At 74.3% G+C, this 14,549-nt stretch carries 16 protein-coding genes; 8 read left to right on the top strand and 8 right to left on the bottom strand.

Translation table 11 applies throughout. From position 1 onward, the window contains the following. The 3 genes from PKC53_RS13625 to PKC53_RS13615 form a co-directional block, all read right to left on the bottom strand. On the bottom strand, positions 1-641 hold a 641-nt coding region (locus tag PKC53_RS13625; protein WP_324429483.1), incomplete at its 3' end, for a cbb3-type cytochrome c oxidase subunit I. A 67-nt stretch (positions 642-708) separates the two neighbouring features. Then, positions 709-909: a cbb3-type cytochrome oxidase assembly protein CcoS gene (gene ccoS, locus PKC53_RS13620; protein ID WP_324429481.1), complete on the bottom strand. Its 201-nt coding sequence runs from the start codon at positions 907-909 to the stop codon at positions 709-711. A gap of 19 nt (positions 910-928) precedes the next feature. Then, on the bottom strand, positions 929-3,163 hold the full coding sequence (locus PKC53_RS13615; protein ID WP_324429479.1) for a cation-translocating P-type ATPase: 2,235 nt from the start codon (positions 3,161-3,163) through the stop codon (positions 929-931). 69 nt (positions 3,164-3,232) lie between these two features. Here PKC53_RS13615 and PKC53_RS13610 point away from each other — a divergent pair, with 69 nt between their 5' ends. Then, complete coding sequence (locus PKC53_RS13610; protein ID WP_324429477.1) at positions 3,233-3,724, top strand: DUF192 domain-containing protein; 492 nt, start codon at positions 3,233-3,235, stop codon at positions 3,722-3,724. 14 nt (positions 3,725-3,738) lie between these two features. On the opposite strand, the gene PKC53_RS13605 is transcribed toward PKC53_RS13610, so the two are convergent. Together PKC53_RS13605 and xseA are read right to left on the bottom strand one after the other, a co-directional pair. Beyond that, entirely contained in the window at positions 3,739-4,320 is a 582-nt protein-coding gene (locus tag PKC53_RS13605) for a Fe-Mn family superoxide dismutase (protein ID WP_324429475.1), read from the bottom strand. 135 nt (positions 4,321-4,455) lie between these two features. After that, complete coding sequence (gene xseA / locus PKC53_RS13600) at positions 4,456-5,760, bottom strand: exodeoxyribonuclease VII large subunit (RefSeq protein ID WP_324429473.1); 1,305 nt, start codon at positions 5,758-5,760, stop codon at positions 4,456-4,458. 351 nt (positions 5,761-6,111) lie between these two features. Here xseA and PKC53_RS13595 point away from each other — a divergent pair, with 351 nt between their 5' ends. The 7 genes from PKC53_RS13595 (at position 6,112) to gshA (ending at position 11,751) form a co-directional block, all read left to right on the top strand. Then, on the top strand, positions 6,112-6,768 hold the full coding sequence (locus PKC53_RS13595) for a MotA/TolQ/ExbB proton channel family protein (protein ID WP_324429471.1): 657 nt from the start codon (positions 6,112-6,114) through the stop codon (positions 6,766-6,768). Then, positions 6,765-7,187 carry a biopolymer transporter ExbD gene (locus PKC53_RS13590; protein WP_324429469.1) on the top strand — a complete coding sequence of 141 codons (423 nt, stop codon included), beginning with the start codon at positions 6,765-6,767 and terminating at the stop codon, positions 7,185-7,187. The genes PKC53_RS13595 and PKC53_RS13590 overlap by 4 nt, the downstream gene beginning before the upstream one ends. A 13-nt stretch (positions 7,188-7,200) precedes the next feature. Beyond that, positions 7,201-8,226, top strand: a complete 1,026-nt coding sequence (lpxK, locus tag PKC53_RS13585) for a tetraacyldisaccharide 4'-kinase (protein WP_324429467.1) — start codon at positions 7,201-7,203, stop codon at positions 8,224-8,226. Further along, the gene (locus PKC53_RS13580) at positions 8,223-8,420 is read left to right on the top strand and encodes a Trm112 family protein (protein WP_324429465.1); all 198 of its coding nucleotides are present in this window, start codon (positions 8,223-8,225) and stop codon (positions 8,418-8,420) included. Before lpxK ends, PKC53_RS13580 begins: the two co-directional genes overlap by 4 nt. A gap of 6 nt (positions 8,421-8,426) precedes the next feature. Next, on the top strand, positions 8,427-9,212 hold the full coding sequence (kdsB, locus tag PKC53_RS13575; protein WP_324429463.1) for a 3-deoxy-manno-octulosonate cytidylyltransferase: 786 nt from the start codon (positions 8,427-8,429) through the stop codon (positions 9,210-9,212). Between the two features lie 134 nt (positions 9,213-9,346). Further along, the gene (adk, locus tag PKC53_RS13570) at positions 9,347-10,000 is read left to right on the top strand and encodes an adenylate kinase (RefSeq protein ID WP_324429461.1); all 654 of its coding nucleotides are present in this window, start codon (positions 9,347-9,349) and stop codon (positions 9,998-10,000) included. 224 nt (positions 10,001-10,224) lie between these two features. Beyond that, positions 10,225-11,751: a glutamate--cysteine ligase gene (gene gshA / locus PKC53_RS13565; RefSeq protein ID WP_324429459.1), complete on the top strand. Its 1,527-nt coding sequence runs from the start codon at positions 10,225-10,227 to the stop codon at positions 11,749-11,751. A 15-nt stretch (positions 11,752-11,766) separates the two neighbouring features. Here gshA and PKC53_RS13560 read toward each other — a convergent pair whose 3' ends face one another. The 3 genes from PKC53_RS13560 to PKC53_RS13550 all read right to left on the bottom strand — a co-directional run bounded on the left by PKC53_RS13560 (position 11,767) and on the right by PKC53_RS13550 (position 14,528). Next, positions 11,767-12,321, bottom strand: coding sequence for a PepSY domain-containing protein (locus PKC53_RS13560; protein ID WP_324429457.1), 555 nt, complete (start codon positions 12,319-12,321; stop codon positions 11,767-11,769). Between the two features lie 111 nt (positions 12,322-12,432). After that, positions 12,433-13,869, bottom strand: a complete 1,437-nt coding sequence (locus PKC53_RS13555) for an ATP-binding protein (RefSeq protein WP_324429455.1) — start codon at positions 13,867-13,869, stop codon at positions 12,433-12,435. Continuing rightward, the gene (locus PKC53_RS13550) at positions 13,866-14,528 is read right to left on the bottom strand and encodes a response regulator transcription factor (RefSeq protein WP_324429453.1); all 663 of its coding nucleotides are present in this window, start codon (positions 14,526-14,528) and stop codon (positions 13,866-13,868) included. The genes PKC53_RS13555 and PKC53_RS13550 overlap by 4 nt, the downstream gene beginning before the upstream one ends. Positions 14,529-14,549 lie beyond the last annotated feature (21 nt).

The following is a 14,549-nucleotide window of genomic DNA, read 5'->3' as shown; positions in this document are numbered from 1 at the left end:
AGGAAGAAGCCCACCGCGTTGTGGCCGTACCACCACTGCACCATCGCGTCCTGCACGCCGGCGTAGACCGAGTACGAGTGCGTCAGGCTGGTCGGGATCTGGATGTTGTTGAAGATGTGCAGCAGCGCCACCGCGATGATGTACGCGCCGAAGAACCAGTTCGCGACGTAGATGTGGCGCACCTTGCGAATGCCGATGGTGCCGAAGAACACCACCGCGTACGACACCCAGACCACCGCGATCAGCAGGTCCACCGGCCAGATCAGCTCGGCGTACTCGCGGCTTTGCGTGTAGCCCAGCGGCAGCGTGATCGCCGCCAGCACGATCACCGCCTGCCAACCCCAGAACGTGAACTTGGCCAGCGCCGGCGCGAACAGCGGCGTCTGGCAGGTGCGCTGCACGACGTGGTAGCTGGTCGCGAACAATGCGCTGCCGCCGAAGGCGAAGATCACCGCGTTCGTGTGCAGCGGCCGCAGGCGGCCGTAGCTCAGCCACGGGATGCCCAGGTTCAGCTCGGGCCAGGCCAGCTGGGCGGCGATGATCACGCCCACCAGCATGCCGACCACGCCCCAGAGCACGGCGGCCAGCGCGAAGGCGCGCACCACCCAGTCGTCGTACACCGCGCCCGACGAGGTTCTCACCCCCGGCGCCGTCGCGCTTGCCGCAGTTGCCATCCGATCTCTCCTTCCTACGATGCGATGACCTGGTTCAAGTTTTCGGCGATTGTTCTGGAACCCCCGCAGCGACGGATTGATCGGTGTCAACCGTCGCGGCGTCGCCCTCGAGAATGCGCTTTCCCTCGTCGTCGAGGTCGTCGAACTGGTCGTTGTGCAACGCCCAGCCGAACACCCCGATGATCGCCAGCACGAGCACCGCCGACAGCGGGATCAGCAGGTAGAGGATATCCATCGGCGTCGCGACCCGCCGCTCAGCGCGCCAGGCGCATCGAATTGCCGACCACCAGCAGCGAACTCAGCGCCATGCCCAGCCCTGCGGCCCACGGCGGCAGCCACCCGGTCAGCGCCAGCGGGATGCACACCGCGTTGTACGTCGCGGCCCACACGATGTTCTGGCGCACCACTCGCATCGTGCGCCGCGCCAGCGCCCGCGCGCGCGCGATGCCCGCGAGCCGGTTGCCGACGACGATCGCGTCGGCCGCGGCACGTGCGGCCAGCGCGCCCTGCCCCATCGCGAACGACACGTCGGCCTGCGCGAGCACCGGCGCGTCGTTGACGCCGTCGCCGACCATCGCCACGCGCGCGCCGCCGGCCTGCGCGGCGCGCACCGCGGCCAGCTTGTCCTCGGGGGTGGCGGCCCCCTGCACCGCCGGCGCTTCGGCGCCCAGCCGCGCCGCCAGCACGGCCACGCGCTGCGGTGCATCGCCCGACAGCAGCCGCACCTCGACGCCTTGCGCGCGCAGCTGGCGCAGCGTGTCGGCGGCGTCCGGACGCAGGCGCTCGTCGAAGGCGAAGCCCGCGACCGCGCGGCCGTCGAGGCCCAGCACCAGCCGCAGCGCCTCGTCGGGCACGACGTCGTGGCCAGCAGCCCAGCCGGCGCGGCCCAGGCGCCAGACGCGGCCGTCGGCGTCGACGCCCTCGAGGCCCTGCCCCGGCAGTTCGCGCAGCCCGTGCCACGTCTGCGACGGCGCGCCGGGCGTGGCCTCGGCCAGCGCGCGCGACAGCGGGTGCGTCGAGTGCGCCGCGAGCGACGCCGCCACGCGCTGCAGTGCACGCGCTTCGCCGCGGTCCGCACCGTGCAGGCGCACGCCCGACAGCTGCAGCCGGTCCTCGGTCAGCGTGCCGGTCTTGTCGACGAACAGGCAGCGCACCTGCGCCAGCGGCTCGAGCGCGTCGAGTCGCGCCAGCAGCACGCCGTCGCGCGCCAGCGCCCCGGCCGCGGCGGTCATCGCCGACGGCGCCGCCAGCGACAGCGCACACGGGCAGGTGACGATCAGCACCGACACCGCCACCCACAGCGCGCGCGACGGATCGACGAGGCTCCATGCCGCGGCCGCGCCCGCGGCCAGCAGCAGCACTGCCCACAGGAAAGGCACCGCCCAGCGGTCGGCGGCGCGCGCCAGCGCCGGGCGCTGCGTCAGTGCCTGCTGCATCAGCGCGACGATCGCCTCGTAGCGCGTGTCGGCGCCGACGCGCTCGACGCGCATGGTGACCGGCGCACCGACGTTGACGCTGCCCGCGACGAGCGCGTCGCCGCCGCCGCGCGCCTGCGGCGTCGACTCGCCGGTCAGCAGCGCCTCGTCGACGGCGGTCGAGCCGTCGAGCAGCACGCCGTCGGCCGGGAACGCCTCGCCCAGCGGCACCTGCACGACGTCGCCCGGGCGCAGCGTGTCGACGTCGACGCGCTGCACGCTGCCGTCGTCGCCCAGCCGCCGGGCGCTGCGCGGCACCGCGGCCAGCGCCGTCTCCAGCGTCGCGGCGGCGCGGTGGCGTGCGCGCATCTCGAGCCAGCGCCCGGCCAGCAGGAACGCGACGAACATCGTCAGCGAGTCGAAGTACACCTCGTGCCCGAAAGCGCCGCCCGGCGCGAACGTGGCACCGGTGCTGGCGACGAAGGTCACCGCCACGCCGATCGCGACCGGCACGTCCATGCCGATGCGCCGCGTGCGCAGGCTGCGCCAGGCTCCGGCGAAGAACGGCGCTGCCGACCACCACACCACCGGCAGGCTCAGCACCCAGGCGCCCCAGTTCAGCAGCTGGCGCAGGTCGTCGGGCAGTTCGCCCGGCGCGGCGACGTAGCTCGGCCACGCCAGCATCATCACCTGCATCATGCAGAACCAGGCCACGAACAGGCGCCACAGCGCCTGCCGCGACTCGGCGCGGCGCAGCGCGCGAGCCGGCGCGGCAGCGTCGGGCGCGGCGTCGTAGCCGGCGCGGCGCACCGCGGCGATCAGCGCGGCCGGCTGCCCGCGCCGCTCCCAGCGCACCGTGGCACGTTCGGCGGCAGCGCTGACGCGCGCCTCGGCGACGCCGTCGACCTGCCGCAGCGCCGCCTCGATGACCCCGGCACAGGCCGCGCAATACATGCCGCTGATGCGCAGCGTCGACTGACCGGCGGCCGTGGGCTCGGACGCCGGTGCGTGCGACGGCGTCTCCCCGCCCGCGGGCGCGGGTTCGGCAGGCAGGACGGCGGCAGGCGGGGTCATCGGCGGGGGCACGCCCGGACGGCACCGCCGGGGTCGGTCGATAATCTAGTCGGAACCGGCGCCCGTCGCATGATATACGTCAAGTACTTCGCCCCCACCCCCACCGGTATCGTCGCGTCGTGGTGGCGCCGCGCCGTGTGGCTCGCCGCGCTCGCCGTCGGCAGCGCGGCCGCGCAGCAGCCGCAGCGGCTGCCCACGACGAACCTGCGCGCGGGCATGCACAACATCGTCGCGATGGTCGCGCACACGCCCGAGCAGCGTGCCATCGGGCTGATGCACCGCCGCGAGATGGCGGCGCACGAAGGCATGCTGTTCGTCTTCGACGCGCCGGCCACGCAGTGCTTCTGGATGAAGAACACGCTGCTGCCGCTGTCGATCGCCTTCGTCGCCGACGACGGCACGATCGTCAACCTCGCCGACATGCAGCCGCAGTCGCTCGACTCGCACTGCTCTGCCCGCCCGGTGCGCTACGCGCTGGAGATGAACCAGGGCTGGTTCGCCAGGCGCGCCATCGGCCCCGGCTTCAGGCTCGCGGGGCCGCCCTTCGACGCGGCGCGCTGAACGCGCCGCGTCGGTCAGCCGAAGTTCTTCTGCACGAAGTCCCAGTTGACGAGCTTGTCGAGGAAGGTCTCGACGAACTTCTGGCGCAGGTTGCGGTAGTCGATGTAGTAGGCGTGTTCCCACACGTCGACGGTCAGCAGCGGCCGGTCGCCGGTGGTCAGCGGCGTGCCGGCGGCGCCCATGTTGACGATGTCGACGCTGCCGTCGGCCTTCTTGACCAGCCAAGTCCAGCCCGAGCCGAAGTTGCCGACCGCGCTCTTCACGAAGGCCTCGCGGAACGCCGCGTAGCCGCCCCACTTGGCGTTGATCGCCGCGGCCAGCGCGCCAGCGGGCTCGCCGCCGCCGCCCGGCTTCATGCAGTTCCAGAAGAACGTGTGGTTCCAGATCTGCGCGGCGTTGTTGTAGATGCCGCCGCTGGACTTGCGCACGATGTCCTCGAGCGACATCGACTCGAACTCGGTGCCCTTCTGCAGGTTGTTCAGGTTCACCACGTATGCGTTATGGTGCTTGCCGTGGTGGAACTCGAGCGTCTCGCGGCTGTAGTGCGGGGCCAGCGCGTCGATGGCGTACGGCAGTGGCGGCAGCGTGTGTTCCATGTGTCGTTCCTCGTCGGTGGTCGAAGGTGCCACGCACAAGCGCGGGCCCCTCGGGGTGGCAAGCGCCGGATTGTAGGCAGCGTGCCCCGGGCGCGTCGCCGCGGCAGCGGCGATGGCCCTGCGCCGCGCACGCGTTCAGCCGGCGTCGCGCACCGCTGCGTCGTACCGCACCTGCAGCAGCTGCGCCAGCGCCTCGCCGTCGGCCCATACCGCGTGCACGCGCTGGCCCGGCTGCAGCGCCGCCACCGAGACGATCGGCCGCCGCGCCTCGTCGGTGACCCAGGCGTAGCCGCGCGCCAGCACCTGCCTCGGGTCGAGCGCGGCCAGCCGCGCCTGCACCGCGTCGAGCCGCGCCTGGCGACGCTGCAGCGCGGCATGCAGTGCAGCGCCGAGCCGCGCGGCGAGCAGCGGGTCGCGTGCGCGCGAGCGCTGCAGCACCTGGCGCAGTGCCGCCCCCACACGCTGCTCGAGCAGCGCCAGCCGCTGCCGCTGCGCGGCCAGCGCCGCCGACGGCCGCGCCAGCTGCAGCGCGCGCTGATCGAGCCGCTGCGCGTGCTGGTCGAGCTGCCGGCGCAACGGCCGCCGCAGGCGCTGCGCCAGCGCGGCGAGCCGGTCGAGCGCGTCGCGCCGCGCCGGCGCCGCGAGTTCGGCCGCCGCGGTCGGCGTCGGCGCACGCAGGTCGGCGGCGAAGTCGGCGAGCGTGACGTCGGTCTCGTGGCCGACGCCGCACACCACCGGGATCGGCGACGCGGCGACGGCACGCACGACGCGCTCGTCGTTGAAGGCCCACAGGTCCTCGAGCGATCCGCCGCCGCGGCACACGATCAGCGTGTCGACCTCGCGCCGCCGGCCGGCGGCGGCGATCGCATCGACCAGCGCCGCCGGCGCCTCGGCGCCCTGCACCGGGCTCGGGTAGACGACGACACGCACCTGCGGGGCACGTCGCGCCAGCGCGCTGAGCACGTCGTGCAGCGCCGCCGCGTTGAGCGAGGTGACGACACCGACGGCGCGCGGGAACGACGGCAGCGCTCGCTTGCGCGCCGCGTCGAACAGCCCCTCGGCCTCGAGCCGTGCCTTCAGGCGCAGGAACTGCTCGTACAGCGCGCCGGCGCCCAGCGGGCGCATCGACTCGACGATCAGTTGCAGCTCGCCGCGTGGCTCGTACAGCGCCAGCCGGCCGCGCAGCGACACCTGCTGCCCGTCGCGCGGCGCGAAGTCGAGCAGCGCCGCGGCGCGGCGGAACATCGCGCAGCGCAGCGTCGCCGCGGCGCCGTCGCCGTCCTTCAGCGTGAAGTAGCAGTGGCCGCTGGGTGCGCGCGAGAACGCCGACAGCTCGCCGTCGACGGCGACCGCGCCGAAGCGCGCCGCCAGCGCATCGCCGACGGCCAGCAGCAGCGCGGCGACGCTCCAGCGGCGCGGGCCGGCAGCGGCCTCAGCCATCCCGCCGCCTCGCCCGGGCCGGCGAGAACTCCACAGTCAGCGGTCGCATCGGCAACCTCCGCGCAGCCCCGTCACGATCCTGTCATTTCCGTGCAAGCCTCTGATCCGCAACGCGTTTTTCCTGCTCAATCGTGATGCAAACTGGCGCAGTGCCCGTGCTCGCGCGGCTTTGCGCCCGTGCGGGCCGGGTTGCCCACAATGTTGTCCACAGAAGCGGTGGATTGTGGGCGAAAGACCGGACAGATCAACGCGGCCGGCACCGGCACCGGCGGTCATAATCGCGCGCGCCGCAGGCCCTGCGCGGGCCCGAGCCCTGGTGCCCGTGGGCGCCGAAGAACGACGAGGACGCCGTTGATCTCGATCATCCAAGCTGCCGGCTGGCCGATCTGGCCGCTGATCATCTGCTCTATCGTCGCGCTGGCGCTGGTCATCGAGCGGCTGCTGACGCTGCGCTACCAGCGCGTCGCGCCACCGACGCTGGTCGACGAGGTGATCGGCGTGACGCGCACCAGCCTGCCCGGCGCCGACGTGGTCAACAAGCTCGCCGCCAGCTCGGTGCTCGGCAGCGTGCTCGCCGCCGGGCTGCGCAGCGTCGTCGCCGAGCCGCGCATCTCCGAGGAGGCGCTGCGCCAGGCCTTCGAGAGCGCCGGCCGCCGCGCGGTGCACGCGCTCGAGCGCTACCTGAACACGCTGGGCACGATCGCCACCGCCGCGCCGCTGCTCGGCCTGCTGGGCACGGTCGTCGGCATGATCGAGATCTTCGCCGCGCAGGGCGCCTCGGGCGTCGCGACCAACCCCGAGCAGCTCGGTCGCGGCATCTCGATCGCGCTGTACAACACCGCGTTCGGCCTGATCGTCGCGATCCCGGCGCTGATGTTCTACCGCTTCTTTCGCGGCCGCGTCGACGAGTTCACGCTCGAGATGGAGCAGGCCGCCGAGCGGCTGGTGCCGCACCTGATGCGCTTCGCGGTGCGCGCGCCGGCGCACCCGGGCGAGCGCGAGCGATGAACTTCCGCAAGCACCGCGCCGACGAACCGGAGATCAACCTGATCCCGTTCATCGACATCCTGCTGGTGATCCTCATCTTCCTGATGCTGACCACCACCTACTCGCGCTTCACCGAGCTGCAGCTGACCCTGCCCACCGCCGACGCCGAGCGGCTGCAGGAGCGCCCGGGCGAGATCGTCGTCACGGTCGGCGCCGACGGGCGCTACCTCGTCGACCGCCAGCCGGTGGCCGGCGCTGCCGTCGAGGCGCTCACGGCGGCGCTCGCCACCGCAGCGCAGTCCAAGCGCGACCCGGTGGTGATCGTCAGCGCCGACGCCACGGCCGCGCACCAGTCGGTGATCAACGTGCTCGACGCCGCACGTCGCGCCGGGCTGGCGCGGCTGACCTTCGCCGCCCAGACCGACAGCGGCGGGCGCTGACGGCGCGCGCCCGATGGGCGTCGCCGCGCTGCTGCAGCGCCACTGGTGGCGAGCGCGCCCCAGCGCGCTCGCGCGCGCGCTGCAACCGCTGTCGTGGCTGTACCTCGGCGTCGCGCGGCTGCACCGCGCCTGGTGGCGCTGGCGCGGCGCGACGGCGTTGCCGGTGCCGGTGGTCGTCGTTGGCAACCTCATCGTCGGCGGCGCCGGCAAGACGCCGACCGTCGTCGCGCTCGTGCACTGGCTGCGCGCGCGCGGCTGGACCCCGGGCGTGATCTCGCGCGGCTACGGCCGCCACGGCGGTGCGCCACGCGAGGTCGACGCCGCGGCGACGGCGCACGACGTCGGCGACGAGCCGCTGCTGATCGCGCGGCGCGGCGGCGCGCCGGTGGTGGTCGCGCGCGACCGCGTCGCCGCCGTGTGGCACTTGCTGCAGGCCCACCCCCGCGTCGACGTCGTCGTTGCCGACGATGGGCTGCAGCACCCGCAACTGCAGCGCGACCTGGCGATCGTCGTGTTCGACGAGCGCGGCGCCGGCAACGGGTTGCCGCTGCCGGCCGGCCCGCTGCGCGAACCGCTGCCTGCCACCGTGCCGCCGCACACGCTGGTGCTCTACAACGCCACCGCACCGACCACGCGCTGGCCCGGCGCGCTGGCGCAGCGCACGCTGGCCGGCGCCGTCGAGCTCGACGCCTGGCGGCGCGGCGAGCCGGCGACCGGCGCGGCGCTGGCCGCGCTGCGCGACGCGCCGATCGTCGCCGCGGCGGGCATCGCCGCACCCGAGCGGTTCTTCGCGATGCTCGAGGCACAGGGCCTGACGATCGAACGCCTGGCGCTGCCCGACCACCACGGCTACGCGACGCTGCCCTGGCCGCCGGACACGCCGCGCGTGATCGTCACCGAGAAGGACGCCGTGAAGATCGACGCGCAGCGCCTGGGCGCGACGCGCCTGTGGGTGGCGAGGCTAGACTTCGCCTTCGATGCCGCCTTCGATGCCGCGCTCGGCGCCGCCGTGCAGCGGCTCGACGGGAGACGACGATGACCCTCGACCACCGCCTGATCGAACTGCTGGTGTGCCCGGTGTGCAAGGGCCCGCTCGAACTGCAGCGTGACGCGCAGATGCGGCCCACCGAGCTGACCTGCGCCGCCGACCGCCTGGCCTTCCCGATCGTCGACGGCGTCCCGGTGATGCTCGAGCACGAGGCGCGCCCGCTCGAAGCGCCGCCGACGCCCTGAGCCGGCGTGGCATTCACGGTGCTGATCCCGGCGCGGCTGGCGTCGACGCGCCTGCCCGACAAGCCGCTGGCCGACCTCGCCGGCGCGCCGATGGTCGTGCGCGTGGCGCAGCGCGCGGCGCGTTCGTCGGCCGCGGCGGTGGTCGTCGCCGCCGACGACGCGCGCATCGTCGCCGCGTGCGAGGCGCACGGCGTGCGCGCGCTGGCCACGCACGGCGACCACGCCAGCGGCAGCGACCGCCTGGCCGAGGCCTGCGAACGGCTGGGGCTCGGCGGCGACGCGATCGTCGTCAACGTGCAGGGCGACGAGCCGCTGATCGACCCGGCGCTGATCGACGCCTGTGCGGCGCTGCTGCACGCGCGCCCCGAATGCGTGATGGCCACTGCGGCGCACCCGGTCGGCGACGTCGCCGACTTCGTCAACCCGAACGTCGTCAAGCTCGTGACCGACGCGGCGTCGCGCGCGCTGTACTTCAGCCGCGCGCCGCTGCCGTGGTGGCGCGACGGCTTCGCGCGCGGCATCAGCGAGCTGCCGCGGCCGGCGCCGCTGCGCCACGTGGGGCTGTACGCGTACCGCGCGGCGTTCCTGCGCCGCTTCCCGAAGCTGGCGCCGGCGCCGCTGGAGGCGGTCGAGGCGCTCGAGCAGCTGCGCGTGCTGTGGCACGGCGAGCACATCGCGGTGCACGTCGCGACGCAGGCGCCGGGCGCCGGCGTCGACACGCCCGAGGACCTGGCGCGCGTGCGCGCGCTGTGCGCCGATCCGGCGCAGGCGCGCGAGCTCTGGGGGCGCTGACGGGCCCGCCGAAGGCCCGCCCCGCGTCAGCTTGGCGCAGGGGTGCGCGTGATATTCTCGATCGGACCTCCTTCGCGGCCCGCCGAAGGCCGACGCCCGCACCGTCGGACGCCAACACCAACGACGAGACCCCCATGAGACTCATCCTGCTCGGACCGCCCGGTGCCGGCAAGGGCACGCAGGCCGCCTTCATCTGCCAGCGCTACGGCATTCCGCAGATCTCCACCGGCGACATGCTGCGCGCCGCGGTCAAGGCCGGCACTGCCATGGGCGCACAGGCCAAGAAGGTGATGGACGCCGGCCAGCTGGTCAGCGACGACATCATCGTCGCGCTGGTCACCGAGCGCATTGCCCAGAGCGACTGCGCCAACGGTTTCCTGTTCGACGGCTTCCCGCGCACGATCCCGCAGGCCGAGGCGATGCGCACCGCCGGCGTCAAGCTCGACGTGGTGCTCGAGATCGACGTGCCCGACGAGGCGATCATCGAGCGCATGGGCGGGCGGCGCGTGCACCCGGCTTCGGGGCGCACCTACCACGTCAAGTTCAACCCGCCGAAGGTCGCCGGCAAGGACGACGTCACCGGCGACGACCTGATCCAGCGCGACGACGACCGCGAGGACACCGTGCGCCGCCGTCTGCAGGTCTATCACGCGCAGACGCGTCCGCTGGTCGAGTACTACACGCGCTGGCAGGCCAGCGGTGACGACGCCGCGCCGCGCTACCTGCGCATCGACGGCGTCGGCAGCGTCGACGAGATCGCGGCGCGCGCGGTCGCCGCGCTGGGCTGATCGCGGCGCCCGGGCCGCGCAGGCCCTTCGCGACGCGGGCGAGCGCGCCGGCGCGGCTTCGGCTACGCTGGGCACGATGGGCGCGCGTCGCGCGCCCGCCGCGGGCCGCCGGTGCACGCCGGCACGCAGGAGGAAACAGCGATGCGACCACCATCGACACACGAGGCGCCGGCCGGGACGGCGCCCCGCCGCGCGCGCTCATGACGCCGCACATGGCGACGCGCATGACGACGAACGCGGCGGCGCTCGAGCGTGCGCTGCAGGCCATCGGCGCCGAGCGCCTGCGCGGCATGCGCCGCGGCATCGAGAAGGAGAGCCTGCGTTGCGACGCCGCCGGGCGGCTCGCGCTCACGGCGCATCCGCCGGCGCTCGGCGCGGCGCTGACGCACCCGAGCATCACCACCGACTTCAGCGAGTCGCAGCTCGAGCTGATCACCGCCGCGCACACGCGCGTCGACGCGACGCTGCACGAGCTGCGGCAGATCCACCGCTTCGTCGTGCCCGCGCTCGGCGACGAGCGGCTGTGGGTGTCGAGCATGCCGTGCGAGCTGCCCGCCGACGACGAGATCCCGATCGGCCGCTACGGCGTGTCCAACGTCGGCCGCGCAAAGACCGTCTACCGCCGCGGCCTCGCGCACCGCTACGGGCGGCGCATGCAGACGATCTGCGGCATCCACTACAACTGGTCGCTGCCCGGGCTGGGCAACGACGACTACCTCGCGCTGATACGCAACTTCCGCCGCCACGCCTTCGTGCTGCTGTGGCTGCTCGGTGCGTCGCCGCTGGTGCTGGCCAGCTTCGTCGAGGGCCGCACGCACGACCTGGCACCGATCGGCCGGGCCTTCGGCCTGCCGCACGCGACGTCGCTTCGCATGGGGCGGCTGGGCTACCAGAGCGACGCGCAGTCGTGCATCGCCGTCAGCTACAACGACCTCGAGGGCTACTGCCGCTCGCTCGAGCAGGCGCTGACCACGCCGTACCCACCCTACGAGGCGATCGGCGTGCGCCACGCCGGCGGCGAGCACCTGCAGCTGGCGCCGACGCTGCTGCAGATCGAGAACGAGTTCTACGCGACGATCCGCCCGAAGCGGCGCATCCGCACCGGCGAGCGCCCGCTGCACGCGCTGCGCGAACGCGGCATCGAGTACATCGAGGTGCGCTGCCTCGACCTCGACCCGTTCGAGCCGCTGGGCATCGGCGCGTCGACGATGCACCTGCTCGACGTGTTCCTGTTGCACTGCCTGCTGTCGCCGAGCCCGCCCGACACGCCGGCCGAGCGCGAGGCGCTGGCGCGCAACCAGCAGGCCACCGCGGCGCGCGGCCGCGAACCGGGGTTGCGGCTCGAGCGCGACGGCCGCGAGGTGCCGCTCGTCGAGTGGGCCGCCGAGATCCTCGGCGCCTGCAAGCCGATCGCCGACGGGCTCGACGCGGCGCACGGCGGCGCCGCGCACCGCGAGGCGCTGCGACACGCGCTGGCGCTGCTCGACCGGCCGCAGGACACGCCGTCGGCCCGCGTGCTCGCGCGCACGCTCGACGCTCACGGCGGCTCGTTCCTCGATTTCGGGCTCGCGTGCGGCGAGCGCACGCGCGCGTCGCTGCTCGAGCCGCCGCTCGACGCGGCAACCGAGGCGCAGTTCAGGCGACAGGCCGAGGCGTCGATCGCCGAGCAGCGTGCGCGCGAAGCCGGCGACACGCTGCCCTTCGACGCCTACCTCGAGGCCTACCTGTCGCCGCGCAGCCTGCGCGTGTGACCGCGAGGGCGCGCGTCACGGCGTGCGGCGCCGCTCGGACTTCGTCTCGACCTTGCGCACCTGCGCGGTGAGCGGGTCCACGTCGAGCTCGACGCGACGGCCCTCGGCGTCGAGCGCCCTGACCTCGACGCGGTCGCGCTCGCGTTCGATCTTCTCGATCGAGCGGTAGCCGGCGGCGGCGACGCGCTCGTGCACCTGCGCGAGGGTCAACGGCGCCGGCGTCGCGGCGGCCGACGCGTCGGGGCGCGGCGCGCGCGCGCTGCCCTTGACCTCGGTCTTGCGCACCTCGGCGGTGGACGCGTCGACGTCGAGCTCGACGCGACGTCCTTCGGCGTCGAGCGCCTTCACTTCGTAGCGGTCGCGCTCGCGCTCGATCTCGACGATGTCGCGGTAGCCCGCGGCCTCGAGCCGGGCGTGCACCTGTGCGATGTCGAGCACCGGCCGCGCCGCGGCGGCCGCTGCGGCCGGCGCGGTCGCCGACGGCTGCGCGAAGCCGGGGGCGACGAAGGCGCCCGCGGCGACCAGCGCGGCGGCCAGCGTCACCGAGGGCATGAGGGGAAACTTGCGCATGATGGGACTCCTTGTGCATGTCGCAGTGCGTGAACTGACTGCAGGTTCACTGTGCCTGCGCGGCGCTGAACGCCGCATGAACGCCGGGCCGGCGGCGACGGCGGGCGCCGCTCACCGCGACGGCTCGCCGGCGACCGCCGGCAGCGTCAGCGCAACCTGCAGCCCGCCGAGCGACGCATCCCCGAGCGTCAGTGCGCCGCCGTACAGCGCCGCCAGTTCCTGCACGATCGCCAGCCCGAGCCCGCTGCCCGGCACCGACTCGTCGAGCCGCTCGCCGCGCGCCAGCGCGCGCTCGCGGCGTGCCGTGTCGATGCCCGGGCCGTCGTCCTCCACCGTCACGCACAGCATCGGCCTGGCGTCGTCGCCGCAGCGCCGTGCCGACACGCGCACCGCACCGCGCGCCCACTTGCACGCGTTGTCGAGCACGTTGCCGAGCATCTCCTGCAGGTCCTGCGCCTCGCCGGCGAAGACGACCGCGCGGTCGACGTCGCGCGTGTCGAAGCGCAGCTCGCGATGCGCGTGCACGCGCGACATCGCGCGCACCAGCCCGTCGACCAGCGGCGCCACCGCGGCCTGCACGCCGGGCACGCCCTGCGCGGCGGCGGCGCGCGCCCGTGCCAGCTGCCAGTCGACCTGGCGCCGCGCGACCAGCACCTGTTCGTCGACCAGCCGCGGCAGCGCGGGCAGCGACTCGGGGCGCTCGCGCGCCGCCTGCGCCGCCTGCGCGAGCACCGCCAGCGGCGTCTTCAACGCGTGCGCCAGGTTGCCGGCCTGCGTGCGTGCACGGGCGACGACCTCGGCGTTGCGCCCGAGCACGGCGTTGAAGTCCTCGACCAGCGGCTGCACCTCCGACGGGAACCGCCCTTCGAGGCGCTGCGCGCGACCGGCATGCACCGCGCCGAGTGCACGTTGCAGCCCGCGCAGCGGCGCCAGCCCGACGCCGACCTGCGCCGCCGCGGCGGCGACCAGCAGCACCAGCAGCACCGCCAGCGACGCCGCGAGCACGGCGTTGAAGCGCGCCGCCGCGGCGTCGACGGGGGCCCGGTCGGCGGCCACCAGCACGCGCCAGTGACCCGGGTCGGCCGTCCCGGTGGCGTCGACGCGCACGGTGCGCTCGACCAGCTGCAAGGTCGCGCCACCGGGGCCGGCCACCTCGTGCACGTGCACCTCGCCGTCGGCGACCGCGTCGCGCGGCGCCTCGAGTTGGGCGTCCCACAGCGAGCGCGAGCGCAGCACGCCGCGCTGCACCCCGCCGGCGGCGGCGACGTCGACCTGCCAGTACAGCCCCGAGTACGGCCGCGACCAGCGCGGGTCGCTCAGCGCCGACGTGTCGAGCGTCGGCCGCGCCTCGGCGCCGCGCTCGAGCCGCGCGGTGACCTGGTCGAGCTGCGTCGTCAGCGTGTCGACGAACTGGCGCGTGACGTGGTCGCGGAACAGCCCGGCGAGCACCCATCCGGCGAGCAGCACCGCCACCGACGCCGCGACCGAGGTGGCGGCGACGAGTCGCCAGTGCAGCGACCAGCGCCGCGCGCCGCGGCGCCGCCTCATGCGCCCAGCGCCAGCCGGTAACCCAGCCCGCGCACGGTCTCGATCGTGTCGGGCGGCAGCTTGCGCCGCAGCCGCGCGACGAACACCTCGATGGTGTTCGAGTCGCGCTCGAAGTCCTGCGCGTACAGATGCTCGGTCAGCTCGGTGCGCGACACCACGCGACCCGGGCGGTGCATCAGGTACGCGAGCAGCCGGTACTCGTGCGAGGTCAGCGCCACCGTCCGGCCGTCGACGGTGACGCGGCCGCTGCGCGTGTCGAGCTCGATCGCGCCACAGCGCAGCAGCGGCGACGCCAGCCCCTGCGAACGCCGGATCAGCGCGCGCAGCCGCGCCAGCAGTTCCTCGGTGTGGAACGGCTTGGCGAGGTAGTCGTCGGCCCCGGCGTCGATGCCGGCCACCTTCTCGTGCCAGCTGTCGCGCGCGGTCAGGATCAGCACCGGCATCGTGCGCCCGCCCGCGCGCCAGCGTTGCAGCACCGTCAGCCCGTCGAGCCGCGGCAGGCCGAGGTCGAGCACGACCGCGTCGAACGGCTCGGTCTCGCCCAGGTGCTGCGCGTCGACGCCATCGGCGGCCTCGTCGACCGCATACCCCGCGTCGGCCAGCGCGGCGTGCAGCTGCCGGCGCAGCGCCGGTTCGTCCTCGACGACCAGCACCCTCATCGCGGCGGCCGGCGTCGGCGC

This window comes from Azohydromonas sp. (genome assembly GCF_035325925.1).
Lineage (GTDB): Bacteria > Pseudomonadota > Gammaproteobacteria > Burkholderiales > Burkholderiaceae_C > Calidifontimicrobium.
The sequence above is the reverse complement of the archived record's forward strand: the minus strand, read 5'-3'. Positions and strand labels throughout refer to the sequence as shown.

Excerpts from the sequence above, each read along its gene's own strand:
- PKC53_RS13550 (WP_324429453.1), bottom strand. The coding sequence starts at position 14,528 with ATGAGGGTGCTGGTCGTCGAGGACGAACCGGCGCTGCGCCGGCAGCTG.
- lpxK (WP_324429467.1), top strand. The coding sequence starts at position 7,201 with ATGGGCGTCGCCGCGCTGCTGCAGCGCCACTGGTGGCGAGCGCGCCCC.
- PKC53_RS13610 (WP_324429477.1), top strand. The coding sequence starts at position 3,233 with ATGATATACGTCAAGTACTTCGCCCCCACCCCCACCGGTATCGTCGCG.
- PKC53_RS13560 (WP_324429457.1), bottom strand. The coding sequence starts at position 12,321 with ATGCGCAAGTTTCCCCTCATGCCCTCGGTGACGCTGGCCGCCGCGCTG.
- ccoS (WP_324429481.1), bottom strand. The coding sequence starts at position 909 with ATGGATATCCTCTACCTGCTGATCCCGCTGTCGGCGGTGCTCGTGCTG.
- PKC53_RS13615 (WP_324429479.1), bottom strand. The coding sequence starts at position 3,163 with ATGACCCCGCCTGCCGCCGTCCTGCCTGCCGAACCCGCGCCCGCGGGC.
- PKC53_RS13605 (WP_324429475.1), bottom strand. The coding sequence starts at position 4,320 with ATGGAACACACGCTGCCGCCACTGCCGTACGCCATCGACGCGCTGGCC.
- PKC53_RS13580 (WP_324429465.1), top strand. The coding sequence starts at position 8,223 with ATGACCCTCGACCACCGCCTGATCGAACTGCTGGTGTGCCCGGTGTGC.
- xseA (WP_324429473.1), bottom strand. The coding sequence starts at position 5,760 with ATGGCTGAGGCCGCTGCCGGCCCGCGCCGCTGGAGCGTCGCCGCGCTG.
- adk (WP_324429461.1), top strand. The coding sequence starts at position 9,347 with ATGAGACTCATCCTGCTCGGACCGCCCGGTGCCGGCAAGGGCACGCAG.
- PKC53_RS13555 (WP_324429455.1), bottom strand. The coding sequence starts at position 13,869 with ATGAGGCGGCGCCGCGGCGCGCGGCGCTGGTCGCTGCACTGGCGACTC.
- gshA (WP_324429459.1), top strand. The coding sequence starts at position 10,225 with ATGACGACGAACGCGGCGGCGCTCGAGCGTGCGCTGCAGGCCATCGGC.
- PKC53_RS13590 (WP_324429469.1), top strand. The coding sequence starts at position 6,765 with ATGAACTTCCGCAAGCACCGCGCCGACGAACCGGAGATCAACCTGATC.